Origin of the sequence: Solilutibacter silvestris, assembly GCF_002895945.1 — a bacterium.
GTDB classification, from domain to species: Bacteria; Pseudomonadota; Gammaproteobacteria; order Xanthomonadales; family Xanthomonadaceae; genus Solilutibacter; species Solilutibacter silvestris.
The window spans coordinates 203285-226357 of record NZ_NPZB01000001.1; the positions used below are offsets into that span (position 1 = coordinate 203285).

At 65.3% G+C, this 23073-nt stretch carries 18 protein-coding genes; 4 read left to right on the forward strand and 14 right to left on the reverse strand.

Annotated features, from left to right (window positions below):
* Positions 1-45: 45 nt before the first annotated feature.
* The 8 genes from pgaD to rhlB all read right to left on the reverse strand — a co-directional run bounded on the left by pgaD (position 46) and on the right by rhlB (position 8707).
* A complete protein-coding gene (gene pgaD, locus Lysil_RS00950) occupies positions 46-480 on the reverse strand; it encodes a poly-beta-1,6-N-acetyl-D-glucosamine biosynthesis protein PgaD (RefSeq protein WP_103073723.1) in 435 nt (144 codons plus the stop codon).
* Positions 473-1771, reverse strand: a complete 1299-nt coding sequence (gene pgaC, locus Lysil_RS00955) for a poly-beta-1,6-N-acetyl-D-glucosamine synthase (RefSeq protein ID WP_240599999.1) — start codon at positions 1769-1771, stop codon at positions 473-475. Before pgaC ends, pgaD begins: the two co-directional genes overlap by 8 nt.
* Positions 1768-3768, reverse strand: coding sequence for a poly-beta-1,6-N-acetyl-D-glucosamine N-deacetylase PgaB (gene pgaB / locus Lysil_RS00960; protein ID WP_103074899.1), 2001 nt, complete (start codon positions 3766-3768; stop codon positions 1768-1770). The genes pgaC and pgaB overlap by 4 nt, the downstream gene beginning before the upstream one ends.
* A gap of 67 nt (positions 3769-3835) precedes the next feature.
* Complete coding sequence (gene ung, locus Lysil_RS00965) at positions 3836-4522, reverse strand: uracil-DNA glycosylase (RefSeq protein ID WP_103073724.1); 687 nt, start codon at positions 4520-4522, stop codon at positions 3836-3838.
* The gene (locus Lysil_RS00970) at positions 4522-5358 is read right to left on the reverse strand and encodes a response regulator (RefSeq protein WP_425477096.1); all 837 of its coding nucleotides are present in this window, start codon (positions 5356-5358) and stop codon (positions 4522-4524) included. Before Lysil_RS00970 ends, ung begins: the two co-directional genes overlap by 1 nt.
* Positions 5358-6323 (reverse strand): permease-like cell division protein FtsX, encoded by a 966-nt coding sequence (gene ftsX / locus Lysil_RS00975; protein ID WP_425477097.1) that lies wholly within the window; start codon positions 6321-6323, stop codon positions 5358-5360. The genes Lysil_RS00970 and ftsX overlap by 1 nt, the downstream gene beginning before the upstream one ends.
* Entirely contained in the window at positions 6289-6978 is a 690-nt protein-coding gene (gene ftsE / locus Lysil_RS00980) for a cell division ATP-binding protein FtsE (RefSeq protein WP_103073726.1), read from the reverse strand. The genes ftsX and ftsE overlap by 35 nt, the downstream gene beginning before the upstream one ends.
* A 25-nt stretch (positions 6979-7003) precedes the next feature.
* Positions 7004-8707: an ATP-dependent RNA helicase RhlB gene (gene rhlB / locus Lysil_RS00985; RefSeq protein WP_103073727.1), complete on the reverse strand. Its 1704-nt coding sequence runs from the start codon at positions 8705-8707 to the stop codon at positions 7004-7006.
* A gap of 226 nt (positions 8708-8933) precedes the next feature.
* Between rhlB and trxA the strand changes: the two genes are divergently transcribed.
* Positions 8934-9272 carry a thioredoxin gene (gene trxA, locus Lysil_RS00990; protein ID WP_103073728.1) on the forward strand — a complete coding sequence of 113 codons (339 nt, stop codon included), beginning with the start codon at positions 8934-8936 and terminating at the stop codon, positions 9270-9272.
* A gap of 201 nt (positions 9273-9473) precedes the next feature.
* Positions 9474-11153: a transcription termination factor Rho gene (rho, locus tag Lysil_RS00995; RefSeq protein WP_425477098.1), complete on the forward strand. Its 1680-nt coding sequence runs from the start codon at positions 9474-9476 to the stop codon at positions 11151-11153.
* Between the two features lie 70 nt (positions 11154-11223).
* On the opposite strand, the gene Lysil_RS01000 is transcribed toward rho, so the two are convergent.
* Genes Lysil_RS01000 through Lysil_RS01015 form a run of 4 tightly spaced genes read right to left on the reverse strand, consistent with a single transcriptional unit; the run spans position 11224 to position 16803 of the window.
* Positions 11224-12153, reverse strand: coding sequence for an energy transducer TonB (locus Lysil_RS01000; RefSeq protein ID WP_103073729.1), 930 nt, complete (start codon positions 12151-12153; stop codon positions 11224-11226).
* Between the two features lie 34 nt (positions 12154-12187).
* A complete protein-coding gene (locus Lysil_RS01005; protein ID WP_205756839.1) occupies positions 12188-13249 on the reverse strand; it encodes an energy transducer TonB in 1062 nt (353 codons plus the stop codon).
* Complete coding sequence (locus Lysil_RS01010) at positions 13155-16538, reverse strand: ankyrin repeat domain-containing protein (RefSeq protein WP_103073731.1); 3384 nt, start codon at positions 16536-16538, stop codon at positions 13155-13157. The genes Lysil_RS01005 and Lysil_RS01010 overlap by 95 nt, the downstream gene beginning before the upstream one ends.
* On the reverse strand, positions 16531-16803 hold the full coding sequence (locus Lysil_RS01015) for a YcgL domain-containing protein (protein ID WP_103073732.1): 273 nt from the start codon (positions 16801-16803) through the stop codon (positions 16531-16533). The genes Lysil_RS01010 and Lysil_RS01015 overlap by 8 nt, the downstream gene beginning before the upstream one ends.
* 114 nt (positions 16804-16917) lie before the next feature.
* On the opposite strand from Lysil_RS01015, the gene Lysil_RS01020 reads away from it, so the two are divergent.
* Together Lysil_RS01020 and hemF are read left to right on the forward strand one after the other, a co-directional pair.
* On the forward strand, positions 16918-18540 hold the full coding sequence (locus Lysil_RS01020; RefSeq protein ID WP_103073733.1) for a phosphoethanolamine transferase: 1623 nt from the start codon (positions 16918-16920) through the stop codon (positions 18538-18540).
* A 24-nt stretch (positions 18541-18564) separates the two neighbouring features.
* Positions 18565-19509, forward strand: coding sequence for an oxygen-dependent coproporphyrinogen oxidase (gene hemF / locus Lysil_RS01025; protein WP_103073734.1), 945 nt, complete (start codon positions 18565-18567; stop codon positions 19507-19509).
* A gap of 6 nt (positions 19510-19515) precedes the next feature.
* Here hemF and Lysil_RS01030 read toward each other — a convergent pair whose 3' ends face one another.
* Entirely contained in the window at positions 19516-20001 is a 486-nt protein-coding gene (locus Lysil_RS01030; protein ID WP_103073735.1) for a DUF421 domain-containing protein, read from the reverse strand.
* 309 nt (positions 20002-20310) lie between these two features.
* Complete coding sequence (gene polA / locus Lysil_RS01035) at positions 20311-23070, reverse strand: DNA polymerase I (protein WP_103073736.1); 2760 nt, start codon at positions 23068-23070, stop codon at positions 20311-20313.
* Positions 23071-23073 lie beyond the last annotated feature (3 nt).

Consider the following 23073-nt stretch of genomic DNA (forward strand, 5'->3'; position numbering starts at 1 on the left):
GCGGCCCCGGTGGCCGCGTTTTTCTTTGTGGCATCACATTGCCGATTACTGCCGGTGTTCGATCGAATTGATCGCGCCGTCGTCGTCGTGATGGACCACGCAGATGCGGCTGTCGCGGCCATCCTGCAATTCCTGTCGCGGCACTTGCAGGCGCAGCGATTCCTCTTCCAGCGTTTCGGTCTTGGGTACCGCCGGCTTGCGATTGGGAAGCAGTCCCCACAGCAGCAGCAGCGCACAGGTGCCGAGCACCAGCAACGCCGAATGCGTCAACGAAATCGGGGTGATGGTATCGACTGCTTCCTGCGCGGCGAGTCCCCAGTCGACATTGAGCCGATGTGCCTCGCGCAGGGTGTGCAACGCGGGAATCCACAGCAGGATCCAGCCGACCCACAGCAGCAGCGTCGCCACATCCGACAACATCCGCCGCCCGCGACCGAGTTCGCGCCGGGCATTGATGATCGGCGGCCGTGCTTCAACCATGATCGCCGCCTGTCTTCATGTGGACGCCACGATCGGGACTGACCCAGCGCGCGCGCTTGCCCTTCCCGATCATCCACGCCTTCGGGAAGGCCACCACGGTGGCGGCGGTATTGATCAGCCAGAACAGCAGCGGATACCACACCATCCAGTAGTAGTTGCGGCCGAGTCCACGCTCGTAATGGCTGTCCAGCCACTTGCTGAGCGCGAACTGCAACAGGCAGGTGAACGCCAGGAACACGCTGCTGTATTGCGGGATCAGCGGCGAACCGATGCCGGGGAACCAGTCGTCCGGAAGCACGAAACCGAGCAACCACACCACCACCATCGCCAGCATCACGTAGGCCCAGACCAGGCTCAGCACCAGTTCCAGCAGCAATGGCCACAGGCGGTTCTGGCTTGGGTGCAGCACCACGTCGAGGTTGCGACGCAACACCTGCGCACCACCGGTGGCCCAGCGCAGGCGCTGTTTCCACAGGCCCTTCAACGTTTCCGGCATCAGGATCCACACCAGCGCATGCGGTTCGTAGCGCACGTCCCAGCCGGCGCGTTGCAAGCGCCAGGTGATGTCGATGTCTTCGGTCAAGGCATCGGGATTCCAGTAACCGACCTGGCGCACCGCCGAACGACGGAATGCGGTGATCACGCCTGACACGGTGAACAAGGCACCGAAGATCCGCTGCGCGCGCTTGATCATGCCGACGATCGACGAGAACTCGCCGACCTGCACGCGTCCGAGCAAGGTGGAACGGTTGCGGATGCGCGGATTGCCGGTGACTGCGGCGACGCGCGGGTTGTCGAAGTGGCGCACCATCCAGTAGGCGGCGTGCGGATCGAGCAAGGCGTCGCCGTCGATGCAGATGAGGATGCGATGGCGTGCCAGCAACGCGCCGGCCTGCAAGCCCACCGCCTTGCCCTGGTTGCGCGCGAGATGGACCACGCGCAGGCGTGGATTGTCGGCGACCATGGCATCGAGGATCGCGCCGGTATCGTCCTTGCTGCCATCGTTGATGGCGATGACTTCGAAATCCGGGTAGTCGAGGTTCAACGCGTGGGCGATCGTTTCCGCCGCATGCGGGCCTTCGTTGTAGCAGGGGATCAGCACGCTGACGCCGGGCGCATCGGCGGGAATCGGCGGATGGCGGAAGTTGGGCTCGCGGCGCTCGATGCGCCAGTAGAACAGGATCGCCCCGAGCATCCACAGGTAGGACATGAACAACGGGTAGTAATAGACGAATCCCTGCAGCGTCAGCCAGACCGTGGGCAGGTAGGCCTGGATCGAAGCGAGGGTCACTGATCGTCCTCCTCGTCCTGCGGGTTGATCTTGCTGTCGAGCACTGGCCTCAGCAACGCGGCGTCAGGCGTGTTGTTGAACATGTTGTCGGGATAGTAGCCGACGTGCTTCACGCCCAGCCCGTAGAGCATGCGGATGGTGTCGGGCACTTCGGCGGGCGGCAGCGGCGCATCATCCTTGCGCCAGTCGACGGTCTGCAGCTCGAACACGGTGTGGTTGATGCCGTGCGGCGCCGCCTTCACCTTCGCCACCATGTCCTTGTAGAACGCCTGCGGATCGGCAGCCTGTTCCATGTATGGCATCACCATGATCGCGGTGTACTGGTAACGCTGGAGCGACTTGCGGAACGACTGCGAATACCAGGTCTCGGATTCGGGATTGAGCGCGACCTGCGCGTAGAGATTGCGCGCGGTGAGCAGGCCCGGTTGCTGGGCGCGCACGCCATCGGCGACATCCAGCGCGAAGGCGTCGAGGAAGTCGGTCTTGCGCTCGCTCCACTTCAGCAGCAATGCGTGGTCGCTGCGCAGCGTCGTCAGCGGCTGCGGCAGGCCCCAGGCGCGATACTGCTTCTTCGCCCAGACGCTGCCGTCCTCGTAATCCGACAGGGTGACATCGTCATGGAACAGGATGCCGTCGAACGTCGCCTGGCGACCGAGATCCTCGTAGATCTCCTTCACCCATTTGCGCACCCTCGGCGAGAAAGGCGACAGGCGCGGATATCCCATCGCCAGGTGATTGGCCTTGTTCGGCAGTGTCACCACCACGTCCTTCGACACCGGATCGCTGGCCGGTGGCTGCCACGCCAGCAATGGCATCCACGCGAACACGCGCTTCACCTGGGTGCGCGTCAGCAGTTGCCAGGCGACGCGGTTGAACAGGTCGGCGCGCATCGGCAAGTGGCGATTGGGGAAATACACGGCATCGGCGGCGCCGTTGGCATCGGGATCGGCGAAGGCCTGCAGGTAGACCATGTTGATGCCGAGCTTCTGCACGCGATCGAGCAATCTGCCGAGGTTGGCCTCGGTCTGCTCGGGATCCTTGTCGTAGATGTAGTCGAGGTCGATCTGCGCGACCTTCGCCGCGCGCCCCTGGTCGAGCACGTTGCGTTCACGCACTTTCAGCAGGTGCGCCAACACCTCCGGCGTGGTATCGCCCATCACCAGTTCGCGGCGCAGCGCCGACAACGGCGTCGTCGCGGTATTGGGGCCATCGTCCAGATTGAAACCGACCGGCATCCCGGCTTGTTCGCCGATCTTGCTGACATCGGCGTTGTAGCGGCCGTATGGCCACACTATCGCCCGCGGTGCGCGCCCGAGGCGCTTGGCGATCAATGCCTTGTTGCTGGCGAAATCCTGGCGGATGCGCTGGCGATATTCGTTCACCGATTCGTAGCGATGCTGGTCGGGCAGCCATTGCAGTGCGGTCGCGGCAGGCTCGCGATTGCCCTGCGGATTGGCGAGGATGCCGCGATGCAGGTCGAAACTGTGGCTGGCGATTTCGATCAGCCCGCTGTCCTGCATCTTCTTCAACTCGGCCCACGACATCAGGTCCTTGCGTGGCAACTTGTTGCCGTCGAAATCGACCTTGTCCTTTTCCGGAACCTCCATCCAGTGGCCGACCAGCGCCACCACCGCGGGGATCTTCTCGCGCTTGAGGATCGGCCATGCGTTCTGGTAAACCGATTCGTAGCCGTCATCGAACGTCATCAACACCGGCTTCAGCGGCAATGGCTTGCGATGCGCGCGCGCGTCGAGGATGTCCTGCACCGAGATGAAGTGGTAGCCGTTCGCCTTCAACCATTGCAGTTGCTTTTCCAGCAATGCCGGTGGCACCGCGTAGGACGGCGTCAACGCATCCTTGCGTTCGGAGATCTCGTGGTAGCAGAGCACGGTGACCTCGGCCGGCACGATGGCGGCGCGCGCAAGTGCGGCGACGGCGCACAGGCAGAGGATGGCGAGGGACTGCAGGGAGCGGACGAGGACCGGGACGCGGGGCATGCGCGGCATCAATGGGAACCGATGACCATTCTAGGCCGAGGGAGCCGTGCCCCGGATTAAATGGTTGTCATGTCGGCAATGACCAGTCGATCGGTGCGTGGCCGTTGCGAGCGAGATAGTCGTTGGCAGCGGAAAAATGCCCGCAGCCGATGAAGCCGCGATGGGCCGACAGCGGCGACGGATGCGGTGCCTTCAGCACGCGATGGCGGCGCGGATCGATGACCTTGCCCTTGGCCTGCGCGTAACTGCCCCACAACAGGAACACCAGTCCCTCGCGCTCGCGGTTCAGCACATCCACCACGTGGTCGGTAAAGCCTTCCCAGCCGCGGCCCTGGTGGCTGCCGGCGCGCCCTTCCTCCACCGTCAGCACCGAGTTGAGCAGCAGCACGCCGCGCTGCGCCCACGGCATCAGGTAGCCGTTGGCCGGACGCGGCATGGCGATGTCGCGGTGGAGTTCCTTGTAGATGTTGTCGAGCGATGGCGGCACCGCCACGCCCGGCAGCACCGAGAAGCACAGTCCGTGCGCCTGGCCGGGGCCGTGGTAGGGATCCTGGCCGAGGATCACCACCTTGACCGCATCGAACGGCGTGGCATCGAACGCGGCGAAGATGTGGTTCGGATCGGGATGGATGCGCACGCCTTCATGCAAGCGTTCGCGCAGGAAGGCCGACAGCGCGCGCATGTCATCGCGCTGCAGCCAATCACCCACCCGCGCCTTCCACGATGGTTCGAGGCGGACGGAATCGCTACCCATCAGTGCCGGACCAGCCGCGCCGCGCGCAACTGGAACAGGATCTTGGTGACCAGCAGGCGTTCTTCCACCGGCTTCAGCACCAGGTCGTTGGCACCGGCGACCAGCAGGTCGCGTTGCTTGTCCGGGTTCTCGTCGCCGGTCATCACGATGATCGGCAACGCGCGCTTGCCGAGGCGGAATTCGCCGCGCACGCATCGCAACACGTCGCCGCCACCAAGCGGGCCGTTGAGATAGACGTCGGTGAGGATGAGGTCGGCGCCCGGGGCGTCATCGCCCTCGCGATTCTGGGCGAGATAGTCGAGCGCGGCCTCGGCGCTTTCGACGTGGATCACGGCGAGACCCTGCGTCGCCAGCATGCGCTTGATCGCCAGCGCGGCGACGCGGCTGTCCTCGATATAGAGCACGCGTGCGCCAACGACCGGCTGCGGCTGCACGTAACCGCGCAGGAACGCCACCAGCGCACCGTAGCCGAGTTCCTTGTCGAAGTAATCGGTGATTTCGTCGCCCAGCGTGCGCGTTTCCAGTCGGTGCTGGACGTCGGACGACACCGCGATCACCGGCACATAGGCCTGTTCTGCCGCTTCGTGCACCGCGCGCGCAACATCCTGGCCGTCGCCGTCGGGCAGCACCAGCGAGGTCGTCACCAGGTCGACATGGCCTGCGGCCAACGCCGCGCGCGCGCCGGCGACGCCATTGCAGGGCACCACGCTGGCGTTCGGCAACTCCTTCAGCAACACGTCGCCGATCAGCTTGCGCACCATGCGCGAGCCATCGACCACCATCACGCGCGGCGCCTCGCTGACAAGATGACGCAGGTCGCGGGTTGGGATGGACATCAGCGTTCCGTCGGTCGCGTCTGGCGCAGGAAGTGGCCGGTCACGATACCTGCGCCGAGCCATCCCAACAAGGTCGCGGCGACCACCGCGACGATCGCTTCCACCGGCGTCAACGGTTGCAATTCGAAATGCGAACCGTAGCTGGCCGCGAGCGTCGACAACGGCGACTGCAGGGCGATATTCGCGGCGGTGAGCACGGCCAGCGCCAACACTCCGGCGGCGAGTCCGTATAACGCGCCGAGATAGAGGAACGGCCGGCGGATAAAGCCATCGGTGGCGCCGAGCAATTGCAGCACGCCGATTTCCTCGCGGCGCGCCTGGATGTCGAGGCGCACGGTGTTGCCGATCACCAGCACCGCGCCGGCACCGAGCATCACCGCGAGCACCAGCGCCAGTCGCGCGCCGAGTTTCAACCAGTCGTCGAGGCGTTTGCGCCAGGCCGCGTCATGCTGGACCTGATCGGCTTCCGGCAATTGCTTGAGCGCATCGGCCAGCGCCAGTTCGTCGCCCTTGGGCGTCACCACCAGCACGTTCGGCAACGGATTGCCATCGAGTCCGTCCAGCGCATCGCCCAGCGTGCTGCTCTTGCGCAGTTCGGCCAGCCCTTCGTCCGGCGTCTTCCACACCACGTTGCCGACATCGGCACGTGCGCGCACCTGTTCCACCAGCGCGCGCGCGCGATCGACCGTGGTGTCCTGCTTGAGGAAGACGCTGATCTCGCGCGAACGCTGGACGTCTCCGGTGAAGCGCTCGACGTTCTGCAGCACCAGCCACAACCCGAGCGGCAAAGTGAACGCGAGCGCGATCACGGCGATGGTCAGCAGAGAAGCGAACGGACGCCGCAATACCCGGCCGAGGCTGGCCATCACGCTGTAGAGATGGTGGTCGATCCAGGTGCCGACGCCCGAACGCGGCGCTTCCACGCGCTGGTTATTCATCGGCGAGATCCTCGGGCGAGATGTCATCGACCAACTGCCCGTGGTTCAGCACCAGCACGCGCTTCTTCATGCGCTTGACGAGGTTGAGATCGTGGCTCGCCACCAGCACGCTGGTCCCGCGCTGCGGCAGCGAGGCGAACAGTTCCATGATCTCCGCCGACAGCGTCGGGTCGAGATTGCCGGTCGGCTCATCGGCCACCAGCATCCGCGGTTCGCCGATCAGTGCGCGGGCGATGCCAACGCGTTGCTGTTCGCCCGCCGACAACTGCGACGGCAGCGATTTCTCGCGCCCACCAAGGCCGAGGCGTTCCAGCTGGCTGCGCACGCGCTTGCCGATCTCGGCGCGCGGCATCCCGCGCAGGATCAGCGGCAGCGCCACGTTCTCGAAAATGGTGCGATCGGTCAGCAACTGGTGGTTCTGGTAGACCACGCCGACATCGCGACGATGCAGCGCGACCTTGCGGCCGCGCACGTTGTGCAGGTTGCGTTCGTCGAACAGCACCGCGCCACGATTTGGCCGTTCGGCCAGCTGGATCAGCTTGAGCAGCGTGCTCTTGCCGGCGCCGGAGTGGCCGGTGACGAACAACATTTCGCCCGGTTCCACTGCGAAATTGACCTCCGCCAACGCCTGGTGGCCACCGGGATACTGCTTGCTGACGCCGTCGAAGCGGAGAAGGCTCATGCCGGCATTATGCCGCACGCTCCCGTCAGTGCTGCTGCGATGCGCCGCGTGTCACCAGTTTGCGCAAGCCTTGGCCGATGCGGCTCAGCAGGCCGGGTTGCGCCTGGGCATGTTCAGTCTTCGGCGCGACATGTTCGCGCTTGCCGGCGGGCTCCGCGCGCGTTTGCCCCGGCGACCGATTGTTCTCCTGGCCTTCCTGCACAACGGTCACGCCATCGATCGGCTGACCCTTGCGCCGGCGGCGACGCTTGCGCGGCGCCTTGTCCGGATCTGCTTCGCTGGCCACCACGCTCGCCACCACTGGCACCGGCGCAACCGGCTTGGCTACGGTTTCCGCCTGCACACGCGGCGGACGCGGCGCGCGACGTTCGCCATCGCGGCCTTCGCTGCGACGACCGCCACTACTGCTGCCACCGCCACTGCGGGCACGACCGCCGCCACGCTTGGCTTCGTCGGCAGCGCGCGCTTCGCGGGCCTCCTTGAAGATCGTGCCGATGCTGTCGTCCTCGTCACCCTCGACGGCTTCCGGCTTGGCGCGCTCGGGGCGCGGCAGCGCGATCAGCATATCCGGCGTCACGTGCTCGCCCGGGATCTTCTGATCGATGTAGGCCTCGATGTCGGGCAGCGACATGCCGTAGCGTTCGCAGGCGAAGCTGATGGCATCGCCTTCGGCGCCAAGACGCGCGGTGCGGCCGATGCGGTGCACGTAGTCCTCGGCATCGAACGGCAGGTCGTAGTTGTAGACGTGCGAGACGCCATCGATGTGCAGGCCGCGCGCGGCGACGTCGGTCGCCACCAGGATTTCCAGCTGGCCGGCCTGGAACTTCTTCAGCAACGATTCGCGCTTCTTCTGCGGCACGTCGCCGGAGAGCACGCCGACGCGATAGCCGGCCTTCTCCAATGCACGCGCCACCCGCTCCACGAATACCTTGGTGTTGACGAAGACCATCGTGCGCGCGCCTTCGCTGCGCGACAGCAGGCCGATCAGCAGCGGGATCTTTTCCTCGTCGGCGGGGTAATACAGGCGCTGGCGCACGCGCGCGGCGGTGATGAACTCGGTCTCGACGACGAGCTTTTCCGGCTCGTTCATGTGTTCGTAGGCGAGTTCGAGCACGCGATGGCTGAGCGTTGCCGAGAACAGCAGGGTCTGCCGCGTGGTGCGTTCGGGCATGCGGCGGAGCAGGAAGCGGATGTCCTTGATGAAGCCGAGGTCGAACATGCGGTCGGCTTCGTCCAGCACGCAAATCTCGCAGGCGTGCAGGCTCACCACCTTGTGCTGCTTGACGTAGTCGATCAGGCGGCCGGGCGTGGCGATGATCACGTCGGCGCCCCGCTGCAACAACTCGCGCTGCTTGTCGTAATCGACACCGCCATAGACCAGCGCGAACTTCAGGCCGAGGTCCGATCCGAACTTGACCGCGTCCTTGTGGATCTGGATCGCCAGCTCGCGGGTCGGCGCCAGGATCAGCGCGCGCGGATCTTCCGGCTTGCGGTCGGCCAGCGCCGAACGTTTGAGCAGGCGATCGATCACCGTGATCAGGAAAGCCAGCGTCTTGCCGGTGCCGGTCTGCGCCTGCCCGGCGACATCGCGCCCGGCCAGTGCGACCGGCAGGGTCAGGGCCTGGATCGGCGTGCAGCGGTTGAATCCTGCGGCCTCCAATCCGGCCAACAAGGTCGGATGGAGATCGAAGGAGGAAAAGGTGACGTCGGTCAGCGGATTGTCGGACATGCGGAATTCGAAAGGGCGCAGGAAGCGCTTGAGGCTTGAGGAGGGCTGCCGCGTGCGGGACGGGCGCCGGAGAGTTGAGTGCTGCAGAGGCACGACGGGCTTGAAGCCGACGTGCGAGCCCGCACATCTTAGCAAGTCGCGCACCCGGCCGCGTCACAGCCTTTGCGACGGCGACGTGCGAAGCTATTCGTCGCCCCTTTCGCCCCACCCCCATTCCGGAGTGTCCATGAGCAGCGCCAACGTTTTCCATGCCACCGACAAGGACTTCGATGACCTCGTCCTCAAGTCCGACCAGCCCGTGCTGGTGGATTTCTGGGCGCCGTGGTGCGGTCCCTGCAAGATGATCGCCCCCACCCTCGACCAGCTCGCCGATACCTACCAGGGCAAGGCCAAGGTGGTGAAAGTCGACATCGAGGCCAACCCGCAGGTCGGCATGCGCTTCAATGTCCGCAGCATCCCGATGCTGGTGATGTTCAAGGGCGGCCAGGTCGCTTCCACCCAGATGGGCGCCCCGCCGAACGTGAAATCGGTGCTGTCGCAGATGATCGACCGCGCCGTCGCCTGAGCCCCGGTTCCGGCCCCAAATCTGAACCACCTGTCGGCGCCCGCTTGCCGCGGCGCGCCGGCGGTGCTAGCTTTCCAGTTGTCCGGCGCGCCTGTCACCGCAGTTCGACATCTCCGCCGCACCCATCTCGCTGCACCGAATCCATTCCCGAACCACACCGCCGGCCGCGCGCCGAGCGCTCGCCATTGCGAGGATTCCCCTTTGTCTGAAGAAGAAATCAAGCCCGCCCCGAAGCGTCGTGGTCGTCCGCCCAAGGTACGTCCCGAAACCACGGAAGCCGCTCCCGCACCTGTTGCAACCCAAGTCAGCGCACCCGTCGCGCCACCAGCGGCTGCGCCCGCGCCAGCACCACGTGCTGCGGAAGCGCCCCGCGAACACCGCCAACAGCAAGCCCCGGCGCAGTCCAACGACCAGTCGAACGACGGCGATGGCGGCGACCAGCAGGCCGGCGGCGACCAGCGCTTCAACAACAACAATCGTCGCGAACGCTTCAAGAATCGCCGCGACCGCCAGCGTGACCGCTATCGCGAGCAGGGTCTCCCCAGCGACGACGACGGCCAGCAGAACGGACCGCCGCCCTCGGCGCGCCCGATGCCCACGATTCCGGAAGGCTTCCCGCAGTACTCGCTGGGCGACCTCAAGCGGATGCCGGCGCAGAAGCTGCTCGACATCGCCGAGCAATTGCAGATCCATGAAGGCGTCGCTCGCGCGCGCAAGCAGGACATCATCTTCGCCCTGCTGAAGGTGCTGACCCGCCATGGCGAAGGCGTGCAGGCCGATGGCGTGCTGGAAATCCTGCCGGATGGCTACGGCTTCCTGCGCGCGGCCGAGGCCAGCTACCTGGCCGGCCCCGACGACACCTACATCTCGCCATCGCAGATCCGCCGCTTCAACCTGCGCACCGGCGACCACCTGTCCGGCCGCATCCGCTGGCCCAAGGATGGCGAACGCTACTTCGCGCTGAACATCGTCGACACCATCAATGGCGAGCCGATCGAAGCCAGCAAGAACAAGACGCTGTTCGAGAACCTGACGCCGCTGTTCCCGCGCAAGCGCTTCAAGCTCGAGCGTGGCGACGGATCGTCGGAAGACATCACCGGCCGCATCCTCGACCTGATGGCCCCGCAGGGCAAGGGCCAGCGCGCGTTGATCGTGTCGCCGCCGAAAGCCGGCAAGACGATGATGATGCAGCAGATCGCCACCGCGATCACGACGAATCATCCCGACGTCCACCTGATCGTGCTGCTGATCGACGAACGCCCGGAAGAAGTGACGGAAATGCAGCGCACCGTGCGCGGCGAAGTCATCTCCTCCACCTTCGACGAACCGGCCGCGCGCCACGTCCAGGTCGCGGAAATGGTGATCGAACGCGCCAAGCGCCTGGTCGAGCACAAGAAGGACGTAGTGATCCTGCTCGATTCGATCACCCGCCTCGCCCGCGCCTACAACAACGTGTTGCCGAGCTCCGGCAAGGTGTTGACCGGCGGCGTCGATTCCAACGCCTTGCATCGCCCGAAGCGTTTCTTCGGCGCGGCCCGCAACGTCGAGGAAGGCGGATCGCTGACGATCATCGCCACCGCGCTGGTCGATACCGGCAGCGCGATGGACAAGGTGATCTACGAGGAGTTCAAGGGCACCGGCAACTCGGAAGTCCACCTGGACCGTCGCATCACCGAGAAGCGCGTGTATCCGGCGATCGGCGTCAACCTCTCCGGTACCCGCCGCGAGGACCTGCTGATCGAGCCCGACCTGCTGCAGAAGATCTGGATCCTGCGCAAGTTGCTGCACCCGATGGACGAAATCGCCGCGATGGAGTTCCTCCTCGACAAGATGAAGAACACCAAGTCGAACGACGAGTTCTTCGGTTCGATGAAGCGCTGACCGCGGCTTCATCCGATACGACAACGCCCCGCATTGCGGGGCGTTTGTTTTGGCGCAATTGCCGGAGGTGTTACGGCGTGTGCGCGTCGTTGGGAACCAGTTTGTACGGGCTGTCCTTCATCGCCATGAAACCGCCTCCCGAGGTGTCGGAGACGCCGACCCAGCGATCGGGATCGTTGGCGAGCCACGACGCTACATTGCGTTTGCCGCGTTGTTCCAGGCGCCATTTGCCTTCGTTGTCAGTCTTTGAACGTCCATTGGGATTGAAATCGAACGGCAACGTCGCGACCAGATGGTCATCCCCCACCAGCGGACTTCCGGAGCCCGGCGCTGCACGAATATGCCGGGCATATTCCAGCGATTGATCCTCCATGAGTTTGCGCGCGTAATCCAGAAGGCCGTCGTTGCCCCGGATGTTGTACAGCGCCGATTGCGCAACCACGGCATCGGCAACAGTACCGTCGGGATTCAGATAGAGATGGACCATTACCCCGCCGCTTACACCCGCCGCCCACAAACCCATCGGATATACGGGCGGATCGGGCGCGTAAACGATGCAATCCACGACACATTTGCGGCTGCTTTTGACCTGCTTTCGGAGCTCTTTCGATGGCAAATATTCTGTATCGTTAAACTGAGAGTTGTCTACCGAAATCGCGTAGCCGCCATCCTTTGGATGCGCAGCCAGCGTGATCTGGAAGTAAGTCTTGGCATTGACTGGCACGCCGTCCTGCAGATATGGCTTGAATTTCAACTTGCCGATGGTCTTGTCGATGTACTCGGCCACCTTCGGATCGAGCTTGGTCGTGATGTGATGTTCCTTGACGACGCCATCCGGCCCGAAGGTCAGGTCGCCACGCACACGCATGGTCAGCACCGATTCGGTGAGGCCGCGATCACTCGTCACCAGCGCAGGCGGCTCTTTCGCCTGCGTCACCGCCGCCGGGCAAGTCAAGGCGGCCAATGCGACTGCCACCGCCAATATCGTTCGCTTCGTCATATCGTTTTCCCCATGTGATGGGCAGACCGTTTCGTTATGGCGTGTGTGCTTCGTTGGGAACCAGTTTGTACGGACTGTCCTTCATCGCCATGAATCCGCCACCCGAGGTGTCGGAGACGCCGACCCAGCGATCGGGATCGTTGGCGAGCCACGAGGCAATATTGCGTTTTCCGCGTTGTTCCAGGCGCCATTTGCCCAGGTTGTCGGAGGTGGGTCCTTCCATCTGGAAGACGAAGGGCAACGCACCCACCTGATGGTTGTCGCCGACGAGCGGGCTACCGGAGCCAGGCGCGAAACGGGCATTTTTTGCATAAGTGAGCGCAATTTTCTCGATGACCTTGCGCGCGTCATTGAGTGTCAAATCTGAACCACGCACACTGTACAACGCGGATTGCCCGACCACTGCATCGGCCACGGTGCCATCCGGATTCAGATAGAGATCGACGATGACTCCGCCATTTGCTCCACCGGAATATGACGGTGCTGGCGGATGGGACAGCATGCAGTCGACAATGCATTTTGTTGGCGCGTTCTTGCCGAACTTGCGGTCTCCGAAAGTTTCGTCGTCGGTGAAGTATGCATTGTCCATCGAAAGTTCGTAGCGGTCCGCATCCTTGGCGCGCGCCGCCAACGTCATCTGGAAATAGGTCTTGGCATTGACCGGAACACCGTCCTGCAGATAGGGTCGAAACTTCAATTTACCGATGGTCTTGTCGACGTACTCGGCCATCTTCGGATCGAGCTTGGTCGCAATGTGATGTTCCTTCACCACGCCATCCGGCCCGAAGGTCAGGTCGCCACGCACGCGCATGGTCATGACCGTTTCGGTGAGACCCCGATCATTCGTCACCAATTGCGGTTCGTTCGCCTGCGCCATCATCGCCGGACAGGCCAGCATCGCCAGCGCGAGCACCAGTATCGATCGTGTCATCCGCCCTCTCCCCTCGTGGATGGCACGATCGTAACTCCACAAGGACTCGCCGGCCATCACGGCCCGACTATCAGTACGGGCGATCCTGTGGCCGCAACATCCGCGCCATCGATGCATCCGCTCCGGAGGGTGCAGCCGCCTGTTCCGCCAGTTCGGCGGCGACATCGACGAAACCGCGCATCAGGGCGATATCGCGTGGGGTGCGGTTGAGGCGGTCGCGCTGTCCCAGCGGCGCACCGCTGTCGCGCAGGCGTTGCGCCACCGACATCAGGCCATGCAGGGCGGCGATGTGCAGCGGGGCGAATCCGCGCGGATCCTGGGCGTCCAGTTCGACGCCTTCGTCGAGCAGGTGATCGAGTCCGGCGAGGATCACCGTTTCATCGCAGGCGGTGCCGGGTTCGGCGCGCGCACCCAGCAGCAGCAGCAGCGGGGTGACGCCGGCTTCGGCGCGGGTATTGGCATCGGCGCCGGCCAGCAACAAGGTGTCGAACAGCGCGACCAGTCTCGAACGGTCACGCGCGGTGAACCCGTAGAGCGCGGCGCAGTGGATCGGCGCCAGCCCCTGCGGATCGGCGGCGGCGACATCGGCGCCCGCGCGCAACAGCCGCGTGACCATTTCCGGCAGGCCGAGCGCCGACGCCAGCATCAGCACGGTGACTTCGCCCGGCAGGCGCTGGCCGAGATCGGCGCCGGCGGCGAGCAGGCGATCGACCACCGCGGCATGACGCATGCTCACTGCCGCCGACAACGGCGTGGCGCCGGTGCTGGCGCTGAGTCCGGCATTCGCCCCGTGCGCGACCAATTGTTCGACTGCGGCAACATGACCGCCACCGGCGGCGCGCAACAGGGCGCTGCAGCCCTGGCCGTCGAGTGCATCGACCGGGAAACCGAGATCGAGCAGGCGGCGCACGGCATCGCCGTCCCCGGTGATGGCGGCCGCAGGCAGGTCGCCGGCACGCAACGCGCGGCCCGGCAGCGGCCAGCCACGCCAGTCCAGCCAATCCGCCAGATCCTTGCGGCCATTGGCGAGCGCAACGCCGAGTGCGGTCTGGCCATCGGGCGCACGGGCATCGGGTTTGCCGCCGATCGCGACCAGCGCACGCACCGTATTGGCGTCGCCGCAGGCAGTGGCGACATGCAGCGCACTCAACCCGCTGGCACCGACCGTGCAGGGATCGACGCCAAGATCGAGCAGGCGCTGCGTCAGCTGCGACCAGTGCAGGCGAATGGCATGGTGCAGCGGCGGATCGCCGGCGCCATCGTTGCCGAAGGGATCGGCGCCACGTTCCAGCAATCGCAGCGCGAAGGATTCGCCATGTTCGGATGGGTGCGCGCGCATCGCCTGCAGATGACTGGCGAACACGCCGGCACCGGCGGGACTGGCACCCCGCAGCCACAATACGTCCAGCGCCTGCGCGGCGATGGCATCAGCCGGCGCCAGCCGCAGCAATTGCCCGAGCACGCTGTGGCCTTCGCGCATCGCGTCGACATCGGCGCCGCGCGCGAGCAACCACGGAATCACCTGCGGCGACGCCGGCGCCAGTTCGGCGAGCATGCGAGTGAATTCGTCGCGATCCAGCAATGAAGCAAAACGTTCGAGCGTGGCGTTGTCGCCATCGCGCAGGGCATCGCTGACCACCGCATATGGCGGACGATCCAGCGTTGTTTCGTCTGCCGCGACATCGCCCTCGGTCGTTGCCGGCGGTGGCGGCACGAAGGCGGGATCGAGCGCCGGCATCACCGACCAGCGCCCGAGTTGGGTGGCGCGCGCGAGGGTATCGATGCCGGCGTTGTCGACCGCATCGGCACGCGCGCCTGCGGCCAGCAAGGCGGCGACCACATCGGCATCGGCGATTTCGCCTTCCACCGCATGACGCAGCGCGTCGTGGCCGGCGTTGTTGCGTGCGACGACATCGGCGCGCGCTTCCAGCAAGGCATCGATCGCGTCGCGATGGCCGCCCTGCGCGGCGAGCATCAGCGCGGTGGTCTGCGTGGCATCACCGGCATCGACGCCGGCGCCACTGTCCAGCAAGGTCTGGACGATGGCGGAATGGCCGGCCTGCGCCGCAAGGTGCAATGCGCTGCGGCCTTCGTCATCCACCGCATCCAGTTGCGCACGATGACGCAGCAGCAGTTGCACGCCGGCGGGATCGTCATCGGTGGCGGTGGCCGCGAACAGCAATGGCGCCTGTGCGTTCGCCGGCGCGACGCTGGCGCCGCGTTCCAGCAGGAATTTCGCCAGCCGCCAGTTGCCGGCGGCGCAGGCCATCGCCAGCGGAGTCTGGCCGATGTCGTTGCCGACATCGACTTGCGCCTGGGCATCGAGCAGCAAGGCGGCGACGCCGGGATCGGTGCTGCGCGCGGCATGGTGCAGCGGCGTGTTGCCCTGCGCATCGGTCGCGCGCACGTCGGCGCCATTGGCCAGCAGCATTGCGACGGCATCGGGACGGCCATGCCAGCTGTCGCGGGTCGCCGCGAGCAAAGGGGTGATGCCGCTGGCATCGGCATCCAGCGACACACCCTGCGCAATCAATGCGCGCAGCAGGCGCAAGTCCGGCAGCACCGCAGCGAGAATCGGCAGGCGGCGCTGGTCGCGCGCATCGGCATCGGGCACGGCATCGGCGCGCGCGCCGGCATCGAGCAGCGCGAGGGCACGTTCGACGCGACCGCTGCGGGCGGCGGCATGGAGTTCGCGATCGAGTTCGTCACTGCCGGTGGTGGCCGGCAGGTCGACCACGGCATCGGCCGCCGCTTCATCCTCCAAGTGCAACTCCGGCAAGGCATCGAGGCTGACCGGCTCGGCATTGCGCGCAGGTGCCGGCGCAGGCGCAGGCGGTTTGGCCTGGATCTCGCTGACAACCTTCTGGATCCGCGCGGAGAACCGCAGCAACGGCAGCAGTGCCGCCAGCAACACCGCAAACGCCCAACGCACGGGACCGTTCACCACGCCCGGCCACGCCAGCACCAAAATCAACGCGATCACGCAGGCCACCGCGACCGCAGGACGCAAGCCGTTCCACGCCCAGCGTCGCGCCGGATCGCGTTCGGCCAATGCGTGCGCGAACGCGAAACGCGCATCGCCGGCATCGCTGGTCCACAACGGCCACAGCCGCCATGCCAGCACCACGCCGATCGCCGCGGCCAAACCAAGGCCGAGCGCCGCCGGCAACGAACCCGAGGCCATCAACGCGCGCAACGGCCACGCCGCAAGCACTGCACCGATCGCCACCGCCACGACCCACACCAGCACATGACTGGTAACCACCCGTGGCGCACGATCAGCGGGATTTCCGCGCAACGGCCAGGCGCTGGCCAGCAAGCCGCTGCCCATCGCGCCGCCGAGCGCGGCGGTCCATCCACCGAATCCGGTCGCGAGCAGGGCCAACACCCCGGCGGCAGCCGCCAGCCAGGGCATCGCGGCCTGCCCCGTGACAGCCAGGCGCTGGTCAGGCATCCGTCCCCCAATCCGAGGTCAGGGGATCGTGCGGAACAGTCATCGGCATCTGCAGGTGGAAGCCGTGGCCAGCGAGATTCGCCATCACTTCTTCGGTACTTTCGCGCGCCAGCTTGCGTTGTGGCGTCAACTCGGTTTCCAGCACGAAGGTGAGCGGCCCCAGTTGCGAACGCAGCGCTTCCGGCAGCGCCTCTCCCCCGTCGCGCGCGGCGAGGTAGACATAGGTATTGGCCTTGCGGGTGCTCTTGTAGACGTGGGCGCGCATGCATCACTTCCGGAATCCCGGGAATTGTGGGGGAAGGCACGCCGCAAGGGAACCGCCGATTCAGATTTCTTCTGCGTTAGCCTAGGCGACCTTCAGGATGGAATCGGCCTTGCCATGATGCGCGGACCCTTGATGCGCGCGAACACCGTGCTGCTGCTGTGCGCAGCATGGCTGCTGGCGTTCGCCAACTTCAGCGCGTGGAAGCTACTGGTCGCGCTCGATCCCGGCCGCCTGCCGCACTGGCTGTTCCTGCCGTGCCTGGGCGTGCTGCTGGCGATGACCATCCTGGTACTGCTGCTGCCGCTCTCGTTCAAATGGGCGATCAAGCCGTGGCTCGTCATCGTGCTGCTGTGCGCGGGCGCGGCGGCGTTCTTCATGGACGATTTCGGCGCGGTGGTCGATCGCCACACCCTGCGCAGCGTGTTCGAGACCAATTCGCGCGAAGCCGGCGAATGGCTGTCGTGGCGGATGGCGTGGAAGATCGGCGCGACCGGCGCGTTGCCGGCGCTGCTGGTGTTGTGGACGCGGATCGAATGGCGTCCGTTCCCGCGCGAGCTGTGGTCGCGAGTGAAATTGATCCTGATGGTGATCGCCCTCAGCGCAGTGGCGATCGGCATCGGCGGGCGCGGCGTCGCCTCCAGCCTGCGCAACCAGCGCGAACTCGGCCATGTCATCAACCCGATCGCGATCGCCAGCGGCCTCGTCGCCTATGTCGACAACGCACGGCCGCAGGCGCCGATCGTGGTGCAACCGCTCGGGCGCGATGCCACGCGACTGCCAACGACCGCCGGTGCGAAACCGCAGGTGCTGGTGTTCATCGCCGGCGAATCGGCGCGCGCCGCCAGCTGGGGCCTGTCCGGCTACGCGCGCCAGACCACGCCGCGACTCGCAGCGCTTGCGGCGGTGAATTTCGCCGACGTGCGTTCCTGCGGCACCGATACCGCGGTGTCGTTGCCATGCATGTTCTCCGACCTCGGCCGCAAGGACTTCAGCGAACGTGGCGCCCTCGCCCGCGAAAACGCGCTGGACGTGCTGACGCATGCCGGCGTCGATGTCGCCTGGTTCGACAACAATACCGGCGACAAGGGCGTCGCCAAGCGCGTGCACGAAACCGATCTGCAGAATTCCAGCGATCCGGCGTGGTGCAGTGGCCGCAACTGTTTCGACGGCATCCTCGTCGATGCGCTGAAGAAGACACTGGCGGACACCCATGGCGATCGCGTGATCGTGCTGCACGTGAAGGGCAGCCACGGTCCGGCCTATTACCAGCGTTATCCGGCGGAATTCGAGCGTTTCACCCCGGTCTGCCGCAGCAACCAGCTGCAGACCTGCACGCCGGAACAGATCCGCAACGCCTACGACAACAGCATCCTTTACACCGATGCCGTCATCGCCTCGGTGATCGATACCTTGCAGGGTGATCCCGCCATCGATGGTGCGGTGCTGTACGCCTCCGACCACGGCGAATCGTTGGGCGAGAGCGGCCTGTACCTGCACGGCGCGCCCTACGCCTTCGCGCCTGACGTGCAGACGCATATCCCGATGGTGATGTGGATGTCCGCCGGCTTTCGCCAACGCGACGGCACCGATGCCGCATGCGTCACCCATCAGGCCGCACTGCCTTGGAGCCACGACAACATCTTCGATGCCTTGCTCGGGATGATGCAGGTGCGCAGCAGCGCGTATCGGCCGCAACTCGATCCCTTGCACGCCTGCCGCGCGACATCGGCGCCTTGAGCGCACGCTTGCGACAATGACGCCATGACGAATACCACGCCTACCGTTCCCTTCAACGACGTCCGCGACTGGCTGGCCGGATTGCAGGACCGCATCTGCGCCGCGATCGAACGCGCCGATGGTGGCGCGCGCTTCGTCGAGGACGCGTGGACACGCGAAGGCAGCGGCGCGCTGCTCGGCGGCGGCGGACGCACCCGCATCCTCCGCGATGGCGCGGTGTTCGAGCAGGCCGGCGTCGGTTTCTCGGATGTCTCCGGCACGCGGTTGCCGCCATCGGCGACCGCCGCGCGTCCGGAGCTGGCCGGTGCGCAGTGGCGCGCCTGCGGCGTGTCGCTGGTGTTCCATCCGCGCAACCCGCACCTGCCGACCACCCACGCCAACGTCCGTCATTTCCGCGCGGAGAAGGACGGCGAAACCGTGGCCTGGTGGTTCGGCGGCGGCTTCGATCTCACCCCGTTCTATCCCGTCGACGCGGACGTGCTGCACTGGCATCGGGTGGCGCGCGCGCTGTGCGAACCCTTCGGCGGCGCGGAACGCTACGCCGCGCACAAGCGCTGGTGTGACGAGTATTTCCTGCTCAAGCATCGTGGCGAAACCCGCGGCGTCGGCGGCCTGTTCTTCGATGACCTGCAACAGGACTTCGATGCCGACTACGCCTACATGCGTGCGATCGGCGACGGTTTCCTCGATGCCTACCTGCCGATCGTCGAGCGTCGCCGCGACACGCCCTACGGCGAACGCGAACGCCAGTTCCAGCTGTACCGGCGTGGTCGCTACGTCGAATTCAACCTGGTGCTCGACCGCGGCACCCACTTCGGGCTGCAATCGGGCGGTCGCACCGAATCGATCCTGATGAGCCTGCCGCCACTGGCGCGCTGGGAATACGGGTTCGTGCCGGAGCCGGACAGCCCGGAAGCGCGGCTGGCCGATTACCTCAAGCCCCGTGACTGGCTGGGCGAACGCTCATAGAGCCCGTCACGTCCACTTGTCGTCCTTGGTCTCGATCATGATGTGGCCGTTGGGCTGCAGGACCGCGCGCCGGATGTCCTTCTCCGAATTGCAGCCCGCCAACCGCATCGCAGTGATGAAATCGGTCTGGCCGATCAACTGTTGACGCAGGATAGGCCAGTAGACCTCGCCATCCTTCGCCAGCAAGGTCGGCGTGCCTTCCATCAGGTGGCGGAAGCGCAACGAACGCGACGACCCCCAGGCCACGAGCCAGTTGAGGCCAATTTGCGTGCCGAGCATCCAGAACGCGCCGGTCAGCGAATTGTCACCGCCATTGATGCCGTTCTGGACCGTGTTGCCGATCAGGATGATGAGGATCAGGTCGAACGGGGTGAACTGGCCCATCGATCGCTTGCCTGACATCCGCATCAGTACGGTCACCATCGCGTAGATGACGATGCCGCGCAGGATGAAGATCCACCATGGGGCGGACATGTGGAATAGGTCGTTCATGTATGACTCGCGCGGAAGATGGATTCGCAGAGTGTGGCATTCATCCCGCGAAGGCACATAAAAAACCCCGCCGGAGGGGGGCCGGCGGGGCGGGGTTTCAGACAACGTCTGGGGAGGACGTGCCTGAGCAGGAATCACTCCAGGGGAGGGAGTTATCCAATGACAGACGTTGCATCTGTCACGCGTAGTTAAACACTGCGTTTGTCTGCGATACGTAAATCAAACCGAAAAATTATGTAAATCCGGATCAGGTTCAGCGCATGTTTAGAACGAAACCTCGCCGCGCGTTCACGTTCATGACAGCGGCTTTCAATGCGCCTGTTCCCAATTGGCGCCGCTACCGCTGTCGACCACCAGTGGTACGCGCAAATCGGCGGCGCCGGCCATGCGCTGCCCTACTTCGGCGCGCAACGTGTCGGCGAAACCGCCATCGCATTCGAACACCAGTTCGTCGTGGACCTGCATGATCATCAGGCCCTGGTCGTTTTGCGGCTGCAGCCACGCATCCACGGCCACCATCGCGCGCTTGATGATGTCGGCGGCGGTACCCTGCATCGGTGCGTTGATCGCCGCGCGCTCGGCGCCGGCCCGTTGCGCCTGGTTGCGGCTGGCGATGTAGGGGAGATAAAGCCGTCGCCCGAACACGGTTTCGACATAGCCCTGCTCGCGCGCCTGCACGCGGGTCCGTTCCATGTAATCGCGCACGCCCGGATAGCGGCTGAAATACAGCCCGATGTAATCCTGCGCTTCGCCGCGCGGCACGCCGAGCTGGCGGGCGAGTCCGAACGCACCCATGCCGTACATCAGGCCGAAGTTGATCGCCTTGGCGGCTCGGCGCTCGTTGCTGCTGACCGCGTCCAGCGCTTTTCCGAAGACTTCCGCCGCAGTGGCGCGATGAACGTCTTCGCCTGAAGCGAACGCGCGCAGCAGTGCCGGGTCTTCCGAGAGGTGCGCCATGATCCGCAATTCGATCTGCGAGTAGTCGCAGGCGACGATGACGCGCCCCGGCGGCGCGACGAACGCCTCACGAATCCGCCGGCCCTCCTCGGTGCGGATCGGGATGTTCTGCAGGTTGGGGTCGTTCGACGACAAGCGCCCGGTGGCCGCGCCCGCCTGGTTGTAGTTGGTGTGCACGCGCCCGCTGCGCGGATTGATCATCTCCGGCAATTTTTCGGTGTAGGTGCTGCGGAGCTTGGCGAGGCCGCGATAGTCGAGGATGACGCGCGGCAGTTCGTGCTGGTCGGCGATCGCTTCCAGCGCTTCTTCATTGGTCGATGGCGCACCGCCCGGCGTCTTCACCAGTGCCGGCAACTTAAGTTCGTCGAACAGCAAGGCGCCAAGCTGCTTGGGCGAGTCGAGGTTGATTGCGCGTCCGGCGAGTTCGGTCGCGCGTTGTTGCGCTTCCAGCATCCGTCGCGACAACTCCGCCGATTGCGTGCGCAATTCCGCGGCATCGATCAGCACGCCGTTGCGCTCGATCCGCGCCAGCACCGGCACCAGCGGCAGCTCGATGTCGCGATAGACGCCGTCCAGCTTCGGTTCCCCCGCCAGCTTCGGCGACAGCACTTCATGCAGGCGCAGGGTGACATCGGCATCTTCCGCGGCATAGTTGGTCGCGACATCGAGCGCGACCTGCGCGAACGAAATCTGTTTCGCGCCCTTGCCGGTGACGTCCTCGTAGTGGATGGTGTCCATGCCGAGCAGGCGCTTGGCCTGCGTGTCCATGTCGTGACGCTGGCTGGAATCGAGCACGAAGCTTTCCAGCAAGGTATCGCCCAGTGGCGGCAACACGTCGAGGCCGTGGCGATGGAGGATGTGCAGGTCGAACTTGCCGTTCTGCGCGATCTTGAGCTTGCCGGGATCGGCGAACGCGGGTTTCAGCGCGGCGATCACGGTGTCGAGCGCGAGTTGCTGTTCACCCGCAGCGACGTGGCCAATCGGGATGTAACAGGCTTTCCCGGCAACCGTGCTCAGCGAGATGCCGACGAGGTTCGCCTGCATCGGGTCGAGGCCATCGGTTTCGGTATCGAAGGCGAACATCGATGCTTGCGCCAGCGCATCGGCCCACGTTTTCAGCTGTTTTTCGTCGACCACGCACTCGTACTCGCCCGGGCGCGAAAGCTGCGGATCGATGTCGCCGGCGATCACCGGTGGCGCGACGAAACCGCGCAAGCCGGTCGGCGCTTTCGGCATGGCAGCGCCCGCCGATTCCGGAACGGCGGCGCCATCGAGTTCCTTCAAGGCCTGGTTGAAGCCGTAGCGCGCATAGAGGACGCGCAACGCCTCGACATCACGTTCGCGCATCGCGAGTTCGTCATGACGTTCCGGCAATGACACGTCGGTGCGGATGGTCGCGAGCTGGTAGTTCAGTGGCAGGCGCGGCAATGTCGCACGCAGGGATTCGCCGATCTTCCCGCTGATCTTGCCGGCATTGGCGATGACGCCATCCAGCGTCGCGTATTCGCCCAGCCATTTCGCCGCGGTCTTTGGCCCGCACTTGGGCACGCCCGGGATATTGTCGACGGCATCGCCCACCAGCGACAGGTAATCGATAATCTGCGCCGGCTTGACCCCGAACTTGGCGACGACCGCTTCATCGGAATCGAGCTTGCTGCCGCTCATGGTATTGACCAGGCCGACACCGGGACGCACCAGTTGCGCCATGTCCTTGTCGCCGGTGGAGACGGTGACGTCGACGCCGCCCGCCGCGGCTTGCAGCGCCAGCGTGCCGATCACATCATCGGCCTCGACGCCGGATTCGCGAATGATTGGCAGGCCCAGCGCCTGCACGATCGCCATCAATGGTTCGATCTGCGCGCGCAGGTCGTCGGGCATCGGCGGGCGATTGGCCTTGTACTGCGGATCGAGCTCGTCGCGGAAGGTTGGCCCCGATGCATCCATCACGAAGGCGATGTAGTCGGGCTTGTCCTTCAGGTGCGCGCGCAGCATGTTGACCACGCCGAACAGCGCACCGGTCGGCTCGCCCTGCGCGTTGCTCAGCGGCGGCAGCGCGTGGAAGGCGCGGAAGAGATAGGAGGAACCGTCGATCAGGACCAGGCGCTTGTTCATGCG

What these genes read in the sequence shown, in the direction of transcription:
- Lysil_RS01030 (WP_103073735.1), bottom strand. Translation starts at nt 20,001, where the DNA reads ATGAACGACCTATTCCACATGTCCGCCCCATGGTGGATCTTCATCCTG.
- Lysil_RS00970 (WP_425477096.1), bottom strand. Translation starts at nt 5,358, where the DNA reads ATGTCCATCCCAACCCGCGACCTGCGTCATCTTGTCAGCGAGGCGCCG.
- ftsE (WP_103073726.1), bottom strand. Translation starts at nt 6,978, where the DNA reads ATGAGCCTTCTCCGCTTCGACGGCGTCAGCAAGCAGTATCCCGGTGGC.
- Lysil_RS01000 (WP_103073729.1), bottom strand. Translation starts at nt 12,153, where the DNA reads ATGACGAAGCGAACGATATTGGCGGTGGCAGTCGCATTGGCCGCCTTG.
- trxA (WP_103073728.1), top strand. Translation starts at nt 8,934, where the DNA reads ATGAGCAGCGCCAACGTTTTCCATGCCACCGACAAGGACTTCGATGAC.
- Lysil_RS01005 (WP_205756839.1), bottom strand. Translation starts at nt 13,249, where the DNA reads ATGTCGCCGCCGAACTGGCGGAACAGGCGGCTGCACCCTCCGGAGCGG.
- rhlB (WP_103073727.1), bottom strand. Translation starts at nt 8,707, where the DNA reads ATGTCCGACAATCCGCTGACCGACGTCACCTTTTCCTCCTTCGATCTC.
- pgaD (WP_103073723.1), bottom strand. Translation starts at nt 480, where the DNA reads ATGGTTGAAGCACGGCCGCCGATCATCAATGCCCGGCGCGAACTCGGT.
- hemF (WP_103073734.1), top strand. Translation starts at nt 18,565, where the DNA reads ATGACGAATACCACGCCTACCGTTCCCTTCAACGACGTCCGCGACTGG.
- pgaB (WP_103074899.1), bottom strand. Translation starts at nt 3,768, where the DNA reads ATGCCCCGCGTCCCGGTCCTCGTCCGCTCCCTGCAGTCCCTCGCCATC.
- ftsX (WP_425477097.1), bottom strand. Translation starts at nt 6,323, where the DNA reads ATGACATCTCGCCCGAGGATCTCGCCGATGAATAACCAGCGCGTGGAA.
- Lysil_RS01020 (WP_103073733.1), top strand. Translation starts at nt 16,918, where the DNA reads ATGATGCGCGGACCCTTGATGCGCGCGAACACCGTGCTGCTGCTGTGC.
- ung (WP_103073724.1), bottom strand. Translation starts at nt 4,522, where the DNA reads ATGGGTAGCGATTCCGTCCGCCTCGAACCATCGTGGAAGGCGCGGGTG.
- Lysil_RS01015 (WP_103073732.1), bottom strand. Translation starts at nt 16,803, where the DNA reads ATGCGCGCCCACGTCTACAAGAGCACCCGCAAGGCCAATACCTATGTC.
- polA (WP_103073736.1), bottom strand. Translation starts at nt 23,070, where the DNA reads ATGAACAAGCGCCTGGTCCTGATCGACGGTTCCTCCTATCTCTTCCGC.
- Lysil_RS01010 (WP_103073731.1), bottom strand. Translation starts at nt 16,538, where the DNA reads ATGCCTGACCAGCGCCTGGCTGTCACGGGGCAGGCCGCGATGCCCTGG.